At 54.4% G+C, this 17,757-nt stretch carries 14 protein-coding genes; 8 read left to right on the top strand and 6 right to left on the bottom strand.

Features of this window, described 5'->3' with window-relative positions:
• Nucleotides 1–115: 115 nt before the first annotated feature.
• The 6 genes from metG to Q3C19_RS07890 all read left to right on the top strand — a co-directional run bounded on the left by metG (nt 116) and on the right by Q3C19_RS07890 (nt 8,309).
• The gene (gene metG / locus Q3C19_RS07915) at nt 116–2,158 is read left to right on the top strand and encodes a methionine--tRNA ligase (RefSeq protein WP_302728426.1); all 2,043 of its coding nucleotides are present in this window, start codon (nt 116–118) and stop codon (nt 2,156–2,158) included.
• Between the two features lie 113 nt (nt 2,159–2,271).
• A complete protein-coding gene (locus Q3C19_RS07910; RefSeq protein ID WP_302728424.1) occupies nt 2,272–3,717 on the top strand; it encodes a lipopolysaccharide biosynthesis protein in 1,446 nt (481 codons plus the stop codon).
• On the top strand, nt 3,714–4,646 hold the full coding sequence (locus Q3C19_RS07905) for a beta-1,6-N-acetylglucosaminyltransferase (RefSeq protein WP_302728422.1): 933 nt from the start codon (nt 3,714–3,716) through the stop codon (nt 4,644–4,646). Before Q3C19_RS07910 ends, Q3C19_RS07905 begins: the two co-directional genes overlap by 4 nt.
• Complete coding sequence (locus Q3C19_RS07900) at nt 4,634–5,845, top strand: glycosyltransferase family 4 protein (RefSeq protein WP_302728420.1); 1,212 nt, start codon at nt 4,634–4,636, stop codon at nt 5,843–5,845. The genes Q3C19_RS07905 and Q3C19_RS07900 overlap by 13 nt, the downstream gene beginning before the upstream one ends.
• A gap of 62 nt (nt 5,846–5,907) precedes the next feature.
• Entirely contained in the window at nt 5,908–7,029 is a 1,122-nt protein-coding gene (locus Q3C19_RS07895; RefSeq protein ID WP_302728418.1) for a glycosyltransferase, read from the top strand.
• 41 nt (nt 7,030–7,070) lie between these two features.
• Nucleotides 7,071–8,309 (top strand): glycosyltransferase family 4 protein, encoded by a 1,239-nt coding sequence (locus Q3C19_RS07890; protein WP_288911048.1) that lies wholly within the window; start codon nt 7,071–7,073, stop codon nt 8,307–8,309.
• Nucleotides 8,310–8,594: 285 nt separating this feature from the next.
• On the opposite strand, the gene wecB is transcribed toward Q3C19_RS07890, so the two are convergent.
• Entirely contained in the window at nt 8,595–9,734 is a 1,140-nt protein-coding gene (gene wecB / locus Q3C19_RS07885) for a non-hydrolyzing UDP-N-acetylglucosamine 2-epimerase (protein WP_302728416.1), read from the bottom strand.
• 19 nt (nt 9,735–9,753) lie between these two features.
• Nucleotides 9,754–10,956, bottom strand: coding sequence for a UDP-N-acetyl-D-mannosamine dehydrogenase (wecC, locus tag Q3C19_RS07880; RefSeq protein ID WP_302728414.1), 1,203 nt, complete (start codon nt 10,954–10,956; stop codon nt 9,754–9,756).
• Nucleotides 10,957–11,111: 155 nt separating this feature from the next.
• On the opposite strand from wecC, the gene Q3C19_RS07875 reads away from it, so the two are divergent.
• The gene (locus Q3C19_RS07875) at nt 11,112–12,377 is read left to right on the top strand and encodes a glycosyltransferase family 4 protein (protein ID WP_071148123.1); all 1,266 of its coding nucleotides are present in this window, start codon (nt 11,112–11,114) and stop codon (nt 12,375–12,377) included.
• The gene (locus tag Q3C19_RS07870) at nt 12,370–13,119 is read left to right on the top strand and encodes a glycosyltransferase family 2 protein (RefSeq protein ID WP_302728411.1); all 750 of its coding nucleotides are present in this window, start codon (nt 12,370–12,372) and stop codon (nt 13,117–13,119) included. The genes Q3C19_RS07875 and Q3C19_RS07870 overlap by 8 nt, the downstream gene beginning before the upstream one ends.
• A 118-nt stretch (nt 13,120–13,237) precedes the next feature.
• Here Q3C19_RS07870 and Q3C19_RS07865 read toward each other — a convergent pair whose 3' ends face one another.
• From Q3C19_RS07865 to Q3C19_RS07850, 4 genes are all read right to left on the bottom strand, one after another.
• Nucleotides 13,238–13,642, bottom strand: a complete 405-nt coding sequence (locus Q3C19_RS07865) for a hypothetical protein (RefSeq protein ID WP_302728409.1) — start codon at nt 13,640–13,642, stop codon at nt 13,238–13,240.
• A gap of 57 nt (nt 13,643–13,699) precedes the next feature.
• The gene (locus Q3C19_RS07860; RefSeq protein WP_302728407.1) at nt 13,700–15,250 is read right to left on the bottom strand and encodes an ATP-binding protein; all 1,551 of its coding nucleotides are present in this window, start codon (nt 15,248–15,250) and stop codon (nt 13,700–13,702) included.
• 19 nt (nt 15,251–15,269) lie between these two features.
• Nucleotides 15,270–16,820 (bottom strand): ATP-binding protein, encoded by a 1,551-nt coding sequence (locus Q3C19_RS07855; protein ID WP_302728405.1) that lies wholly within the window; start codon nt 16,818–16,820, stop codon nt 15,270–15,272.
• Between the two features lie 146 nt (nt 16,821–16,966).
• Nucleotides 16,967–17,626 carry an outer membrane beta-barrel protein gene (locus Q3C19_RS07850; RefSeq protein WP_277120768.1) on the bottom strand — a complete coding sequence of 220 codons (660 nt, stop codon included), beginning with the start codon at nt 17,624–17,626 and terminating at the stop codon, nt 16,967–16,969.
• Between the last annotated feature and the right edge of the window lie 131 nt (nt 17,627–17,757).

Below are 17,757 nucleotides of genomic sequence, written 5' to 3'. Positions count from 1 at the left end.
GATGAGGGCTAAATCTGGAAAGATTCTGGAAGTATATACCAAATTGGCAGAAAACCGCTATCTTTGCACATATTTATTTCCAAAAGCGTTCATAACAAAAGAGATACATACAGATATGGAAAAGAAATTCAAACGTACCACCGTGACATCGGCACTGCCCTATGCCAACGGACCTGTTCATATCGGACACCTGGCCGGCGTCTATGTACCGGCCGACATCTACGTCCGCTACCTGCGACTCAAGAAGGAAGACGTCATCTTCATCGGCGGAAGCGACGAGCACGGAGTGCCCATCACCATCCGCGCCAAGAAGGAAGGCTGCACGCCGCAGGACATCGTCGACCGTTATCACACCCTGATACGCGATTCGTTCAAGGAGTTCGGCATCTCGTTCGACGTCTACGGACGTACCTCTTCGGAAGTGCACCACAAGACTGCTTCCGACTTCTTCCGCAAGCTCTACGACAAGGGCGAATTCATCGAAAAGACCTCCATGCAATATTATGATGAGGAAGCCAAGACTTTCCTGGCCGACCGCTACATCACCGGCGAGTGCCCCCGTTGCCATGCCGAAGGTGCCTATGGCGACCAGTGCGAGAAGTGCGGCTCGACACTGAGCCCCACCGAGCTCATCAACCCCAAAAGTGCTATCAGCGGCAGCGCGCCTGTCATGAAGGAAACCAAGCACTGGTACCTCCCGCTAGACAAGCATGAAGGCTGGTTGCGCCAATGGATTCTCGAAGACCACAAGGAATGGCGTCCCAACGTCTACGGTCAGTGCAAGTCGTGGCTCGACATGGGATTGCAGCCGCGTGCCGTGAGCCGCGACCTTGACTGGGGTATCCCCGTGCCCGTAGAAGGTGCCGAGGGCAAAGTGCTCTACGTATGGTTCGACGCTCCCATCGGCTACATCAGCAACACCAAGGAACTGCTGCCCGACTCGTGGGAGAAGTGGTGGAAAGACCCCGAAACACGCCTCGTCCACTTCATCGGCAAGGACAACATCGTCTTCCACTGCATCGTCTTCCCCGCCATGCTGAAAGCCGAAGGTTCGTACATCCTGCCCGACAACGTACCCTCGAACGAATTCCTCAATCTCGAAGGCGACAAGATATCCACTTCTCGTAACTGGGCCGTTTGGTTGCACGAATATCTGCAGGACTTCCCCGGCAAACAGGACGTGCTGCGCTACGTGCTCACCGCCAACGCTCCCGAGACGAAGGACAACGACTTCACCTGGAAAGACTTCCAGGCACGCAACAACAACGAACTGGTAGCCGTCTATGGCAACTTCGTGAACCGTGCCCTGCAACTTACCAAGAAATACTTCGACGGCATAGTGCCCGCCTGTGGCGAACTGACCGACTACGACCGCGAAACACTGAAGGAATTTGCCGACGTGAAGACCGAAGTAGAGAAACTGCTCGACGTATTCAAGTTCCGCGATGCACAGAAGGAAGCCATGAACCTGGCCCGCATCGGTAACAAGTACCTGGCCGACACCGAACCGTGGAAGCTGGCAAAGACCGACATGAACCGCGTACAGACCATCCTGCACATCGCTCTGCAACTGACAGCCAATCTGGCTATCGCCTTCGAACCCTTCCTGCCCTTCAGCAGCGAACGCCTGCGCCACATGCTGAACATGGAAAGCTTCGACTGGGCCAACCTGGGACGCACCGACCTGCTGCCCGCCGGACACAAGCTGGGCGAACCCGAACTGCTGTTCGAGAAGATTGACGACGAAGCCATCCAGGCACAGGTAGACAAGCTGCTGGCTACGAAGAAAGCCAACGAGGCAGCCAACTACAAGGCAAACCCTGTGAAGCCCGTCATCTCGTTCGAAGAGTTCGAGAAGCTCGATATCCGTGTAGGTACCGTACTCGAATGCTCGGCCGTACCCAAGATGAAGAAGCTGCTCCAGTTCAAGATTGCCGACGGTCTGGAGAACCGCACCATCGTAAGCGGCATCGCCCAACACTACAAACCCGAAGAGCTGGTAGGCAAGCAAGTATTGTTCATCGCCAACCTGGCTCCGCGCCAGTTCAAGAACGGCCTCGTCAGCCAGGGCATGATCCTCTCTGCCGAGAACTACGACGGCTCGCTGGCCGTCACTTCCGTACTGCGCGAGGTGAAGCCGGGAAGTGAAGTGAAATAATTTATTCTCACCACAGAGACCACGGAGTTTCACAGAGTTCTTTTCAATGGTTACACACATGAACTGACTCTGCGAAACTCTGTGTCCTCTGTGGTGAATCTTTCCATGCACGTATGAGCCCAAGCACTCTGAAAGAGAAAACCGCCCGCGGCCTGTTCTGGGGAGGATTCAGCAACGGCATACAACAGCTGCTGAACCTTGTCTTCGGAATTTTTCTGGCACGCCTGCTCGACCGTTCCGACTACGGTATGGTGGGACTGCTTACGGTCTTTTCGGCCGTTGCCTCAGCCTTGCAGGAAGGAGGATTCATCTCGGCACTGACCAACAAGAAGCAGGCCGAACACCGCGACTACAATGCAGTCTTCTGGTTCAGTACGCTGTGCAGCATTACGTTCTACCTCATTCTATTCTTTGCCGCGCCGCTGATTGCAGATTTCTACCGGATTCCTGAACTTGTTCCCCTGTCGCGTCTGTTATTTCTGGGGTTTGTCATTTCCAGTCTGAGCATTGCGCCACGGGCTTATCTGTTCAAGCATCTCAAGATTAAAGAAACCACCATCATCTCCATTTCCGCCCTGTGCGTGTCGGGCGTTGTGGGCATTACGCTGGCTGCCAACGGATTCGCCTACTGGGGTCTGGCTGTTCAGTCGCTGTCATTCGTCAGCGTGGTCACACTGCTCAACTTCTACTTTGCCCGCTGGCGTCCCAGCCTGAGCATCGACCTGCGCCCCATCCGCAGCATGATAGGTTTCAGCAGCAAGCTGATTGTGACCAACATCGTCAACATCGTCAACAACAACCTGTTCTCGATGATACTGGGTAAGTTCTACTCTGCCCACGAAGTCGGCGACTTTACGCAAGCCAACAAATGGAACGGCATGGGTCATACGCTCATCACCAACATGATAAACGGCATTGCACAGCCCGTCTTTACCAGCATCTCCGACGACCGCGAGCGTCAACTGGCCGTGTTCCGCAAGTTGCTGCGCTTTACGGCATTCATCTCTTTCCCCGCCATGTTCGGGCTCAGCCTGATAGCCCGTGAACTGATTGTCATCACCATCACCGAGAAGTGGCTGTCCAGTGCCTACATCCTGCAACTGCTCTGCATCTGGGGGGCGTTCATTCCCATCAGCAGCCTGTTCTCCAACTTGGTCATCAGCCGGGGACATTCGTCCGTATACATGTGGAACACCATCGGCATCTGCCTGCTGCAACTGGTCACCGCCTGCGCCCTGTACCCCTTTGGCATGCAATGGATGCTGCGTGCCTTTGTTGTAATCAACATCGGCTGGCTCTTCGTATGGTTCCGTTTCGTCCACCTCGAAATCGGCCTTATGCTGAAAGACATGCTGAAAGACATCGCGCCCTATCTGGGTCTTTCGGCCCTGCTGACCATCGGTACGCACTACCTGACCCGTAACATCGAAAACCTCTACCTGTCCATGGGGACGAAGATAGTCACCGTAGCCGCACTGTATGCCCTGATTCTGTGGCGGCTGAAGTCCGTCATCTTCAAGGAAAGCATTCAATTCCTCTTAAAGAAAAAGATCGTATGAGCCGCATAGCCTATATTCTTTCCGCCTACAAAGATGCGCCCCACCTAACACGCTTAATAGCCGCACTGGACGACAATGCCGACTTCTACGTCCACATCGACCGCAAAGCCGACGACCGCCCCTTCCGACAACTGTTAGAAGGAAAGGTCACCTTCGTCCCCTCGCACTGGGTAAGCTGGGGTGGTTGGGAACAGGTGGAATACCAGAAGGAACTGCTGGCCGCCGTCATCCGCAGCGGGGTGGACTACGGCCGCGTGGTATGCCTGAGCGGACAGGACTATCCGCTGTGGAACAATGCGGAGATTCACCGCTACTTCGACGAATATGCCGACACGGAATTCATCATGGGCATGAACCTGTCGCAATGCCACGTTGCCTATCAGCGGAACAAAATAGTCTGCTACCACTTCTTCCGCGACCTGGAGTGGAGGAGCCAGTGGTGGAAAAACAAGTTCATCGTAGCCTCGCGCCACCTGATGAAACTGCTCCCCGTCCGCAAACCGCCTTATACCTATATAAAAGGAAAGAAAGCGGAAGTCTATTTCGGCTCCGACTACTGGGCACTGACCCTGCCCTGCGCACGCTACGTATATGAACGGCTCTGCACCGAGAAACAATTAGTACGCTACTTCCGCACCAGCTTCGTACCCAGCGAACTGTGTATCCAGACCCTCGTCTTCAACTCCCCGTTCGGGGCACATGCCCTGCTGCACCGGGGAGACTATCCCGGCCTGTCAGGTCTGACCCCGTTGCACTACATCGAATACGGCAAAGCCATCAAGGCACTGACCGCCGACGACCTGCCGAAGCTGACGCAATCGGGCAAGATGTTCTGCCGGAAAGTGATAAGCGGCACTTCCGACGCACTGGCGCAAACCATCGACAACCTCCGTCTTTCACCTCAAAACCCAAGCTCATGCACATACTGATTCTTCCCATGTACTATCCCGAGCCGGGAGCTCCCGCCCATCGCGGATACATGTTCCACGAACAGGCCATGCAGATAGCCCGTGCCGGATGCCGCGTCGGGCTGGTCTATACCGAACAGCGGCTGCGCAAGGACTTCACCTGGAAGCGGTTCTGCCACGAAAGCCACTTCCAGATGACCCGCGAGGACAACGGCACGTTCGTCACCCTGCGCCTTCATGCCTGGAACCCCAAACTGACTACCCGCATCGGAGGACTGATATGGGCCAACCTGACCCTGCTGGCCGTGCGCAACTACATCCGCCACTACGGAAAGCCCGACCTGATACATGCCCACTTCGGCACCTGGGCCGGCTATGCCGCCCGTCTGGCCTACCGCCGCTACGGCATTCCCTACGTGGTCACCGAGCACGCTTCGTCCATCAACCACGGGCACGTGACGCCTACCCAGGCCACCACGTTGCGCACTGCCTACAGCCAGGCCCGCAAGGTGATCTGTGTAGGTTCATTGCTCCGGAAGAACCTGACGCCTTACCTGGTCCGCCCCGACCAGGCCACCGTGATTCCCAACTTTGTAGACATCTCCACCTTCCGCCCCGGCGGCCGCCATACGGACAAGGAACGCAGCTTTACCTTTGTCAGCGTGGGCAACCTGAATCCGCGGAAAGGATTTGCCGAACTGATTGAAGCCTTCCGCTGCAGCTTTGGCCAGATGCCGCACGTGTCGCTCGTCATTGCCGGCGACGGCGAGGAGCAGCCTCATCTGCAAGCCCTGATTCAACAACTGCACCTGGAGCGGCAAGTCACTCTGACAGGGCGGTTGCCCCGCGAAGAAGTGGCCCGCCTGTTGGCCCGTTGCGATGCCTTTGTACTGGCTTCGCACGCCGAGACCTTCGGCATCGTGTTCATCGAAGCCATGGCCACCGGAATGCCTGCCATCGGCACCGTCTGTGGCGGTCCGGAGGACATCATTACGCCCGAAAGCGGTTACCTGATACCGCCCGGCGACGTCGGACTGCTGGCCGAGAAGATGAAACTGCTGTACGACCGCTACGAGACCTTCGATCAGGCTGCCATCCGCCGTTCCATTGCCGAACGTTTCGACTTCGGACTGGCGGGACAGAAGCTAAAGGCTGTCTATGAAGCAGCTCTGCAGACCGCACCGCAAGCCTCTGCCCCGCACAAATCCGGACAGGCCTGACAAGGACCACCAGCAGACAAACACCCCATCAACCCCAACACCGAAACGAACAGAAAGAAAAAATGAAGATAGCCGTCATCGATTGCTCCGTCTCCGGTCACCGCGAGACTTACTATAAAGAATTTACCCTTGCCTGGGCCAGTCTGGGACACGATGTCCTGCTGTGCGCCCCACGGGCATCGGGTACCGAACAAGCAGCCACCTTCGTGCCCATCGACACCCGTCCGCTGCGTCCGCTGCCCGTCGGCCAACCCATCCGCAAGAAGCTGACGGTGCTGCACAACGCCTGCATCCGTCTGCAAAACCTGTCCACCATCAACAGACAAATCGGCGATTTCCATCCCGACCAGGTTTACTTTCCCTGCTTGGACGACCTGCTGCCCACGCTGGGGCCTCTCGCCCTGTTCGACCGCCTGATGCCCTATCCGTGGAGCGGGCTGCTGGTACAGTCCATGCTGCCTGCCTACCGTCCGGGACAGCCCGACGTCCGTCCCTACCTGCGCAGCCGTCATTGCCAGGGAATAGGTGTGCTGAACGAGTTCTCCACAGACAGTCTGAAGAGATTCCAGTCCCGCATCGACTGCCTGCCCGACTTTGCCGACCTGTCACAACCCGACGAGAGTTATCCCCTGCTGCATACGCTACGCGAACGGGCCGCCGGACGGAAAATCGTTTCGCTGACAGGCTCCATCGGCACCCGCAAGGGCATCGACCTGCTACTGAGCGTCATTCCCACCCTGCCCGCGGACGAATACTTCTTCCTGATGGCAGGAAAGTCGTGGCTGACCGAAGAGCAGACCCGCCGGGTCAAGGCCTTCGAAGCCGCCCACGCCAACTGCCTGTTTGCCTTGGAGCGCATTCCCGACGAAGCCTGCTTCAACGCCCTGATAGCTGCCAGCGACGTAGTCTTTGCCGCCTACCGCCACTTCAGCGGCAGCAGCAACTTGCTGACCAAGGCCGCTGCTTTCGGCCGTCCCATCGTGGTAAGCAGCGGACAGTGCATGGGACGGCGTGTAGAGCACTACGGCACAGGCATTGCCATTGCCGAAGACGATACCCAGGCCTGCCGCGAAGCCATCGTCCGCCTCTGCCGCGACGGTGTGCCCTGCCCCGAAGGACCGGCCGCCTACGCCGCACAGCACAGCCTGCAACGTCTGGTCCCCATCCTGAAAAGCTATACCTGAACCCTTCACCATTCACCATTAACCATTTATCATTAACCATTATGAAAGTATTATTCACCTTCGGCGGAATGCCCCACTACCTGAACGCCATGCTGGAGAAACTCCAGACCAAAGGAGCCGACATCACCGTCGTCAGCCCCCAGAAAGGAAACGCCACCATCGGCAAAGGCGTCAAGATGGTGGAAGAAGGTGCTTACCGCCACCTCAATACACAGGAAAAGAAGATGTATTACGGCAAAAGCGGATTCCCTGCCCTGCCCAGCATCATTGCCGACGAACGCCCCGACATCGTTGTGCTGGGCTGGCCCTACTTTCTGCAGGTCTTCTTCCAGCCGTCGCTGCGCCGTGCCCTGAAGCGTTGTGGCGCCCGGTTGGTGATTCGCGAGATTCCCTTCCAGACACCGCCCTACGGACAGATACGCGATTACTTCCGCCAACACCCCATGTACGACGAAGGCATGCGCCTGCTCAGCACGGGCAAGGCTTTCTACCTGCGCCAGTGGCTGACGGCCCGCATCCGCAAGTACTGCTATGCCCGCGTCGCAGGTACCCTCAACTACTCCACGGCGGCCTACGACATCCTGCCTTCGTACGGCGTGAAGCGCGAACAGATTCACGTCACCTATAACTCGACAGACACCGAAGCCCTGTGGCGCGAGAAGGCTGCCGTACTGGCTGCCCCCGCCCTGTTGCCACCGTCGGAAAGGCGACTGCTCCACATCGGGCGGTTGGTAAAATGGAAACGCGTGGACCTGCTCATCGAAGCTTTCGCCCGGACGCTGACCCAATATCCCGATGCCGAATTAGTCATCGTGGGCAACGGTCCCGAACTGGACAACCTGAAGAAGCAAGCCGCCTCCTTAGGCTTGCCCCTCCGCAGCAAGGAAGAGAACGGGGTTGACGGGCGTGGCTGCGTGCGCTTCATCGGCGCCGTTTACGACCCGAAGGAACTGGGAGCTTACATGAACGAGGCAACCGTCTATGTGCTGGCCGGCATGGGCGGACTGTCCATCAACGACGCCATGACCTACGCCCTGCCCGTGGTCTGCTCCGTGTGCGACAGTACCGAGCGCGACCTGGTGACCGACGGACGAAACGGTCTCTTCTTCCGCGACGGCGATGCCGACAGTCTGACCGAAAAAATCCTCCAACTGCTGGCCTCGCCCCAGGAGTGCCGCCGCATGGGACAGGAGTCGGAACGCATCATCCGCGAGCAAATCAACATCGACACCGTCAGCGAACGCTACCTGAAAGCCTTCGCCGATTTCCTCCGTCGCTGACGTCTGTCGGTCCGAAGGCAGGTGCCGTTCTTTCTGCACACAGGTTGCAGTCGCGCTGCAAACAAGTGTGCAGTGACGCTGCAAACAAGCGTGCAGTGACACTGCAACAGGCGTGCAGTAACTCTGCAACGGGCGTGCAGTGGCTCTGCAACGGGCGTGCAGTAACTCTGCAGCGGGCGTGCACAGACAGTGCAGCGGACGTGCAGCAACCATATCACCAGGGAAATAGCATCAGAAAACAGGCTGGCGGCCACAGCCGTCCCAGCCCAAAGCCAACCGGAAGCCTCAGCGTACGGCCTCGGTCAGCGCCTTTACAATCCGTTCGCAGGCACGGCCGTCGCCGTAAGGATTGTGAGTCTCGGACATGCGGCGATACATATCCGCATCCGTCAGCAGTTCGGACACGTTGGCCACGATGGCATCGGCATCCGTACCCACCAGCTTCACCGTTCCTGCCTCTACGGCTTCGGGACGCTCGGTGGTGTCGCGCATCACCAGTACCGGCTTGCCCAACGAAGGAGCCTCTTCCTGCACGCCACCGCTGTCGGTCAGCAGCAGGGTGGAGTGACGCATGGCGTAAACAAAAGGCAGATAGTCCAGCGGGGCAATCAGGCGTACGTTGTCAAGTCCTGACAGCAGTTCATAGACGGGCTTCTGCACGTTGGGATTCAGATGGACGGGATAGACAATGTCCATCTCCGGATGACGACCGGCAATCTCACGGATGGCACGGCAGATGTGCTGGAAGCCTTCGCCGAAGTTCTCGCGACGGTGTCCGGTGACAAGGATGTAGGGACGACGGCCCACCTCGTAACCCTTGGACAGGAGTTCGGCATGCACCTTTTCCTTCATGCCCGGCTTGTGGTCGATAATGTCCACCGCCATCAGCAGGGCGTCGATGACTGTGTTTCCGGTAACGAATATCTTTCCGTCGGCCACGCCCTCGCGCAGCAGGTTCTGCCGCGACTGATCGGTAGGAGCAAAGTAGAGCGAAGTGATGCGGTCGGTCACCTGACGGTTCATCTCTTCGGGCCAGGGCGACAGCATGTTGTACGTGCGCAGCCCTGCTTCCACGTGTCCTACGGGTATCTGCATGTAGAAGGCAGCCAGCGAAGCGGCCATAGAAGTCGTAGTGTCGCCGTGAACCAGTACCACGTCGGGACGGAAGTCCTTCAGCACGTCGCGCAAGCCCAGCAGCACACGCGAAGTGATGTCGTACAGGTCCTGATTGGGCGCCATGATGTTCAGGTCGTACTCGGGTACGATGTCAAACACTTCGAGCACCTGATCCAGCATCTGGCGGTGCTGGGCAGTGACGCAAACACGGGTTTCAAAAGCCTCACGGTCGCCTTGCAGGGCTTTCACCAACGGTGCCATCTTGATGGCTTCGGGGCGGGTACCGAAAACAAGCAGTATCTTTTTCATGGGTCAGTCTGTTTTTATTTCATTTTCTTACCCCGCAGAAGTCCAGCTCTATCTTCGAGCTGTCCTTAGGGATGCTGAGGAAGGGCGTATGGCGCACTAACCACGCCACGATGTCGGCCCGACGGTAAGCCTCTTCATAGCCGGTCAGGTGGAAGCTGGGATGGGTTTCGATGTTGGGCTCCACAATCAGCACATCGGCACGGCTCTCCGAAACCACACGCGAGGCAATATACTTGGCGGGCGACTCGCGCAGGTCGTCGATGTTGGGCTTGAAAGCCAGGCCCATGCAGGCTACTACCGGCTCGCGTCCCTGCTCTTCGACAAACTTACGGCAGGCTTCCAGCACCTTGTTGGCACACCAGTCGGCCTTATAGTCGTTGGTCTCGCGGGCGCGCTTGATGAGCTGTGCCTGCTCGGGATAGTCGGAAACAATGAACCACGGGTCTACGGCGATGCAGTGTCCGCCCACGCCGCAACCGGGTTGCAGGATGTTGACACGCGGGTGTTTGTTGGCCAGTTCGATGAGCTCCCACACGTTGATACCGGCACGGTCGCAAATCATGGACAGCTCGTTGGCAAAGGCAATCTGCGCGTCGCGGCTGGAATTCTCCGTCAGCTTGCACATCTCGGCCGTACGGGCATTGGTACGGTGCAGCTTACCTTGCACGAAGGCGGAGTAGAACTCGATGGCCTTGTCGGTCGAAGCCTCATCGATGCCACCTATTACACGATCGTTGTGCACCAGTTCGTAAAGGGTATTGCCAGGCAACACACGCTCGGGACAGTAGGCGATGAAGATCTGTCCCTTCAGTTCGGGACGCTGGCTGAAGATGAGTTCGGCCATACGCTCGGTGGTGAACACAGGCGAAGTCGATTCGATGACAAACAGGTTGCCGGGCTTCAGACAAGGAATGACCGAACGGGTAGCAGCCTCTACGTACGTGATGTCTGCACGGTGGTTCTGCTTGAAGGGCGTCGGAACCACGATGAAAAAGGCGTCGGCCTCTTCGGGTTTGGCGACAGCACGCAGACTTCCGCTCTGCACCGCTTCGCGCACCACCCGCTCCAGGTCGGGCTCCACGATATGTACTTTTCCCTGATTGACGGTTTCCACTACCGAGGGATTGACGTCCACTCCTACCACCTGATAACCATGATGGGCTGCTACAGCCGCGGTGGGCAGGCCAATGTAACCCAATCCTACAAATACAACCTTTTTCATATAGAATATATATTTAGTTCTTTGTCATAACACGGGCAAAAGTACAAATAATATGTGTGACTTTGCACCGTTTCTCGCCGAAAACCACTACTTTTGCAGCAAATAACGGGCATTTCATTGTCTATTCTCTATTTTTCAATTGACCATTCAAAAAGATGAGAGTACTATTGATCAATACATCCGAACGTATCGGCGGCGCCGCCATAGCCTGTAGCCGGCTGATGGAAGCCCTGAAGAACAACGGCATCAAGGCCAAAATGCTGGTGCGCGACAAGCAGACCGAACAGATCACCGTCGTGTCGCTCGACCGCAGCTGGCGGTTAGTATGGAAATTCGTGTGGGAACGCATCCGCATCTGGCAGGCCAACCGCTTCAAGAAGCACAACCTGTTCGCCATCGACATTGCCAACACCGGTACGGACATCACCTCACTGCCCGAATTCCAGCAGGCCGACGTCATCCACCTGCATTGGATCAATCAGGGAATGCTCTCGCTGAAGAACCTGAAAAAGATATTCGATTCGGGGAAGCCCATCGTGTGGACCATGCACGACATGTGGCCCGCAACCGGCATCTGCCACTACGCCGGCGATTGCAGCCTCTACGAAGAAGAGTGTCACCACTGTCCCCAACTCTACGGCGGCGGAAGCCGTAAAGACCTTTCCAACCGCGTGTTCCGCAAGAAACGCGAGCTCTACCGCAACCACCCCGTCACGTTCGTGGCATGCAGCCACTGGCTCGAAGGCATGGCACGGAAAAGTGCGTTGCTGACGGGACAGAACATCATCAGCATCCCCAACGCCATCAATACCAACCTCTTCAAGCCACGCAGCAAGCAGGAAGCGCGAAGCCGGTGCATGCTGCCGCAGGACATCAAACTGATACTGTTCGGCTCGGTGAAAATCACCGACCCACGCAAAGGCATGCAATACCTGATTGAATCGTGCAAACTGCTGGCCGGAAAGCATCCCGAACTGGTGAAGGAACTGGGTATCGTAGCTTTCGGCAACCAGTCGAAGCAATTGGAGAACCTGTTGCCCTTCAAAGTCTATCCGCTGGACTTCGTACACGACGAGCACCAGTTGGTCAACATCTACAATTCGGTTGACATCTACGTCACTCCCTCGTTGCAGGACAATCTGCCCAACACCATCATGGAAGCCATGGCATGCGGCATCCCCTGCGTAGGCTTCAACGTAGGCGGCATACCGGAGATGATAGACCACCTGCACAACGGCTACGTCGCACAGTACAAATCGTCGGAAGACTTAGCCAACGGCATCTACTGGACCCTGACCGACCCGGGCTACAACAGCCTGTCCGAAGAAGCCTACCGGAAAGTAGTGACACACTATTCGGAACAGGTCATCGCCAAGAAGTTCACCGATCTCTACAACAAAGTCACCGGAAGCAATGCATAATCACCTCACACCGAAGTTCAGCGTCATTACCGTCTGCTACAACGCCCAGGCTACCATCGAAGATACCATCCAAAGTGTCATTGCGCAGACCTACCACCACGTGGAGTACATCATCGTGGACGGCGCCTCGAAGGACCGTACCCTGTCCATCATCAACCGCTATCGCGACCGCATCGCCACCGTCGTAAGCGAACCTGACAAGGGACTGTACGACGCCATGAACAAAGGCCTCCGCCTTGCCACGGGCGACTACGTCTGCTTCCTCAACGCGGGCGACAGCTTCCACGAGGACGACACCCTGCAACAGATGGTGCACACCCTGCGCGAACTGACCGAACTGCCCGACGTACTCTATGGCGAAACGGAACTGGTCGATGCCGAAGGACACTTTGTACGCATGCGCCGTCTTCAAGCACCCGAACATCTGACGTGGCGCAGCTTCCGACATGGGATGTTGGTGTGCCATCAGGCATTCTTCGCCAAGCGCACGCTGGCCGAGCCCTACGACCTCAGCTACCGCTTTTCGGCCGACTTCGACTGGTGCATCCGCATCATGAAAAAGTCAAAGGTATTGCACAATACGCACCTCACTCTGATCGATTATTTAGAGGAAGGCATGACCACCCGCAACCACAAGGCTTCGCTGCACGAACGTTTCCGCATCATGACGAAGCATTACGGCTGGCTGAGTACCGTGGTTCATCACGCCTGGTTCGTGGTGAGGGCAGTGATAAAGAAGTAAATAAAGGATATATTAATTATTTTTCAGGCACGGATTACACGGAAAGACACCGGAAAATAATCCGTGAGTCTCCGCGTAATCCGTGCCTGAAAGAAAGCAGTCCCTTAAACAGGTTCTTTCATTCGGCTCCTTCCGTCTGTTGCTCAGCAGGTTCCAACTCTAAGTTCACAATGGTATTGTCCCACTTGAACATCTTTCCGGTTCCAAAGTCAACCAGGAAACCCGGCCAGAAAAGAATATTCCACAGACTGGAAGCATTGAAATTGGTTTCGAGCAGGAAAGGTGTAGGATTGAAACCTTCCTTGCGGGCTATCAGTTGTTTGTCCTCGCGGCTCTTTTTGATTTTGGCAGTTACAGTGTTTTCTTCCTTCACTTCGGCAATCTTCACATTGGTCGCCGCATCAAAAATCTTGGTGCCGTTGGGCGCCATGAACGTTACCGCTTGGCGCGAACCGGTAAAGATAGTGCAACAAGACGAAAACAACAGGCCGGCAAGGGCCACATACAAGACTCCTTTTTTCATAACTTTAAAGATGTTTGCAATAATGATAAAATAGTATATTGACTCTCTGTAATAATATTAATCTTCTATCAGCCATCCCTCTATCCCTCGCGTTTCCTTGCTGAAGTTCACGCCTACCTTAAACAGTTTCCGTGAGTCGGAAGCAAAGGGCAGGGCATACTGTTTGTCGTTAATCTGTTGCAACGCTTCTTCGGCGGTGCCGTCCAACTTGAACTCCATGACATAAATGTATTTGTCTGTCTTCACTACCATATCGATGCGTCCATTGGCAGTGTGATACTCCGCTTGCGTATAGAACCCCAGCAGCTTAAACACAATGAAAAGCACATTCTGATAATGCAGTTCCAGATCGCGCGCCAATTCGTAAGGGCTGTCGGCAAAGAAACTCTGAAGCCGTCGGAGGAAAGCATCCGCATTGCCTTGACGCACGTCCTTGACGAAGCTCATAATTTCGAACGACGGGTTACCCGTCTCCAAATGGGCATAACGGGGTAGCAGGAATTTGGTAAAGCCTTCTTCTACTTCTTTATTGGGGAATCCTAAGTAATATACTTGAAACTCGCGATCGTACCCCTTGATAGTCAGGTAACCGCTTTGATACAAGATGGGCACCGGATTGGTGTGCATCGTATCAATACCTCCCAACGAGTCGGCAGAAGCCATTTCTTCGGTCAGGCGGTGCAGGTCGTAACGACTGTGCTTCAGCAGTTCGACCAAGAAAGTGGGTGTACCGGTTTCGAACCAGTAGCTTCCGAACCGCATTTCTGCAAATGTGTTGAGCAAGCTAAAGGGATTATAAATATCTTCGCTCTCCTCGGTGAAGTGGTAGCCATCGTACATTTCTTTCAGTGCAACCTTGGTTTCCTCTTCAGTCAGCTTGTTCTGCCGACCTAATTCAATGATGTCTTCCTGAAAGTTACTGTACAGTTCTTCTTCGGTGATGCCGCACAGATTGGCGAAACGGTTGGACATGGAGATGTCCATCAGGTTGTTCAGGTCGCTGAACACGCTAACCTTGCTGAACTTGGTTACTCCGGTCAGTAGGGCGAACTTGATGTAACGGTCGCAGCTCTTCATCACGCCGTAGAAGGCTTTCAGCGTGTTGCGGTAGTCGGTCAGCAACGCTTCGTTGCCGATGGCCTGAAGCATGGGTTTATCGTACTCGTCGATGAGGATGACCACGTTGTGCCCCGTAACCGTACTGATTTTTTCTATCATATAAGAAAAACGCTCCTCGGGCGAACGTTCCTTTTTTTCGTCACCGTAGACAGCTTCCCATTTTTCGAGGTGCTGATTCAGGATTTCATTAAGCGAAGAATGGTTCTCGTATTTCTTGGTATTGAGATCGAGATGCAGGATGGGGTATTCCGTCCATTCCGTCTCCAACGTTTCCATGGCAAGTCCTTCAAACAAATCCTTCCGTCCCTGGAAATATGCCTCTAAGGTAGAGATAAGCAGGCTCTTCCCGAACCGACGGGGGCGGCTCAGGAAATAGTATTTACCGCTTTCCACAAGTCTGTAGATTAAAGCCGTCTTGTCAATGTAGAGATAATTTCCCTTACGGATTTCTTCAAAGTTCTGTATGCCTACCGGATAGTTTCTTTTCATAATGCACTCGAATTAAATGTTAATCTTCTATCAACCATCCCTCTATCCCCCGTATCTCCTTGCTGAAGTTCACGCCTACCTTAAACAGTTTCCGTGAGTCGGAGGCAAAGGGCAGGGCATACTGCTTGTCATTAATCTGTTGTAGTGCTTCTTCGGCGGTACCGTCCAGCTTGAACTCCATGACATAAATGTACTTATCTGTCTTCACCACCATATCGATGCGTCCGCTGGAAGTGTGATACTCGGCTTGTGTATAGAAACCCAGCAGTTTGAACACAATGAAAAGCACATTCTGGTAGTGCAGTTCCAGGTCGCGTGCCAGTTCGTAAGGGCTGTCGGCAAAGAAACTCTGAAGCCGTCGGAGGAAAGCATCCGCATCGCCCTGACGCACATCCTTGACGAAACTCATAATCTCGAACGATGGGTTGCCCGTCTCCAAGTGGGCATAACGGGGTAGAAGGAATTTGGTGAAACCTTCTTCTACTTCTTTATTGGGGAATCCTAAATAGTAAACTTGGAACTCACAGTCGTAACCCTTAATAGTCAGGTAACCGCTCTGATACAAGATGGGCACCGGATTGGTGTGCATCGTATCAATACCTCCCAACGAGTCGGCAGAAGCCATTTCTTCGGTCAGGCGGTGCAGGTCGTAACGACTGTGCTTCAGCAGTTCGACCAAGAAAGTGGGTGTACCGGTTTCGAACCAGTAGCTTCCGAACCGCATTTCTGCAAATGTGTTGAGCAAGCTAAAGGGATTATAAATATCTTCGCTCTCCTCGGTGAAGTGGTAGCCATCGTACATTTCTTTCAGTGCAGCCTTGGTTTCCTCTTCAGTCAGCTTGTTCTGCCGACCTAATTCAATGATGTCTTCCTGGAAGTTACTGTACAGTTCTTCTTCGGTGATGCCGCACAGATTGGCGAAATGGTTGGACATGGAGATATCTCTCAGGTTGTTCAGATCGCTGAACACGCTAACCTTGCTGAACTTGGTTACTCCGGTCAACAGAGCGAACTTAATGTAGCGGTCGCAACTCTTCATCACGCCATAGAAGGCTTTCAGCGTGTTGCGGTAGTCGGTCAGCAACGCTTCGTTGCCGATGGCCTGAAGCATGGGTTTATCGTACTCGTCGATGAGGATGACCACGTTGCGCCCCCACTTCTCTGCCGCACGCTGTATCACCCCCTGGAAGCGTAAGGACAGGGTCGTCTCACTGGGACGGGTTTCGTACATCGCCTCCCAAGCACACAAAGCATCGTTAAGGATGCTGTACAGGCTTTCCGGTGTATCATATTTCTGGGCGTTCAAATCCAAGTGCAGGATGGGATACTCGGTCCATTCCGTCTCCAACGTCTCCATGGCAAGCCCTTCGAAAAGTTCCTTTTTCCCCTGAAAGTATGCTTCTATGGTAGAGATTAGCAGACTCTTTCCGAAGCGACGGGGACGACTTAGGAAATAATACTGCCCTGATTTCACCAATTTGTAAATCAGTTCTGTTTTATCGATATAGCAGTAGTTTCCGCTACGTATCTTTTCAAAATTCTGTATGCCTACCGGATAGTTTCTTTTCATAATGCTTCAGGATTTACTTACCAATGAACCAGAGATAATATCTGTTACAAAGATAAAGATTTTTATGTCATGCACAAGCAATCTTCTTTTCCATCTTCTCTGTAAGCCTTCTGTTTATCGAACACACTATCTTAAGACGTCAGTTTTCAGAACACAGCTTTGAACGACAGGTGAAAGTCGGCACGCAACACCCGTATCTTGTTCCATTTGCTCAAATCGACCGTTCCTTCCACTCCGTTGTCGTCTACATCCAGCGACGAACTGTTTCCACCGATCAACGAAGCACCCGCACCCATGTAAAATCCTTTATACAGGCGGTAGCTGAAGCCCAAGTCCATGTTGACACCCAGAAAGCCGGTCGAATAAGTCGGTTGTTCCTTGTCATCGGCAAAACCTTCGGTACGGTAGTGCATATAACCTGCTCCGATGGTGTACTCCATGCACAGCCGCGGGGTAATCATCCGCCGCAGCCCCACTTGTGGCGCAATGTAGTTCAGGTTCACATTCTCGGCCAGCATGCCGACACCGTCCACCTCGTAGTTCTCGGAAGCAGTGAAGAAGTTGTACTTCAAGCCTACCTGCCACAGCTCGTCCAAAAGCCAGAAAACTTCGACGTTGCTGCTGAAAGATTTATCGTAAGCATCGCGATAGCTGACACCATAGGGCGACAGATTGGAGTTGCCTAACAAATGCCCCGCACCAAACTCGGCTGACAAGGTAAACTTGCCTTCGGAAGAAGACTGTGCAAAAGAAGCAAAACTGACTGCTGAGAGCAGAACGAATAAAAGAATGAAGCGTTTCATCATTATAGAACTTTTTTATATTTTGGAATAAATCACGTTCCTAAATTTCCCTAACTGGGAAAAAATTACTGCCTAACTGGGAAAAAATTATTAGATAGTTAGGAAAAAAACGAAAGCCAATAACGGCATATTTT

Source organism: Bacteroides sp. ET489, from assembly GCF_030518095.1.
Lineage (GTDB): Bacteria > Bacteroidota > Bacteroidia > Bacteroidales > Bacteroidaceae > Bacteroides > Bacteroides ndongoniae.
This window is presented reverse-complemented; position numbering and strand designations above follow the sequence as displayed.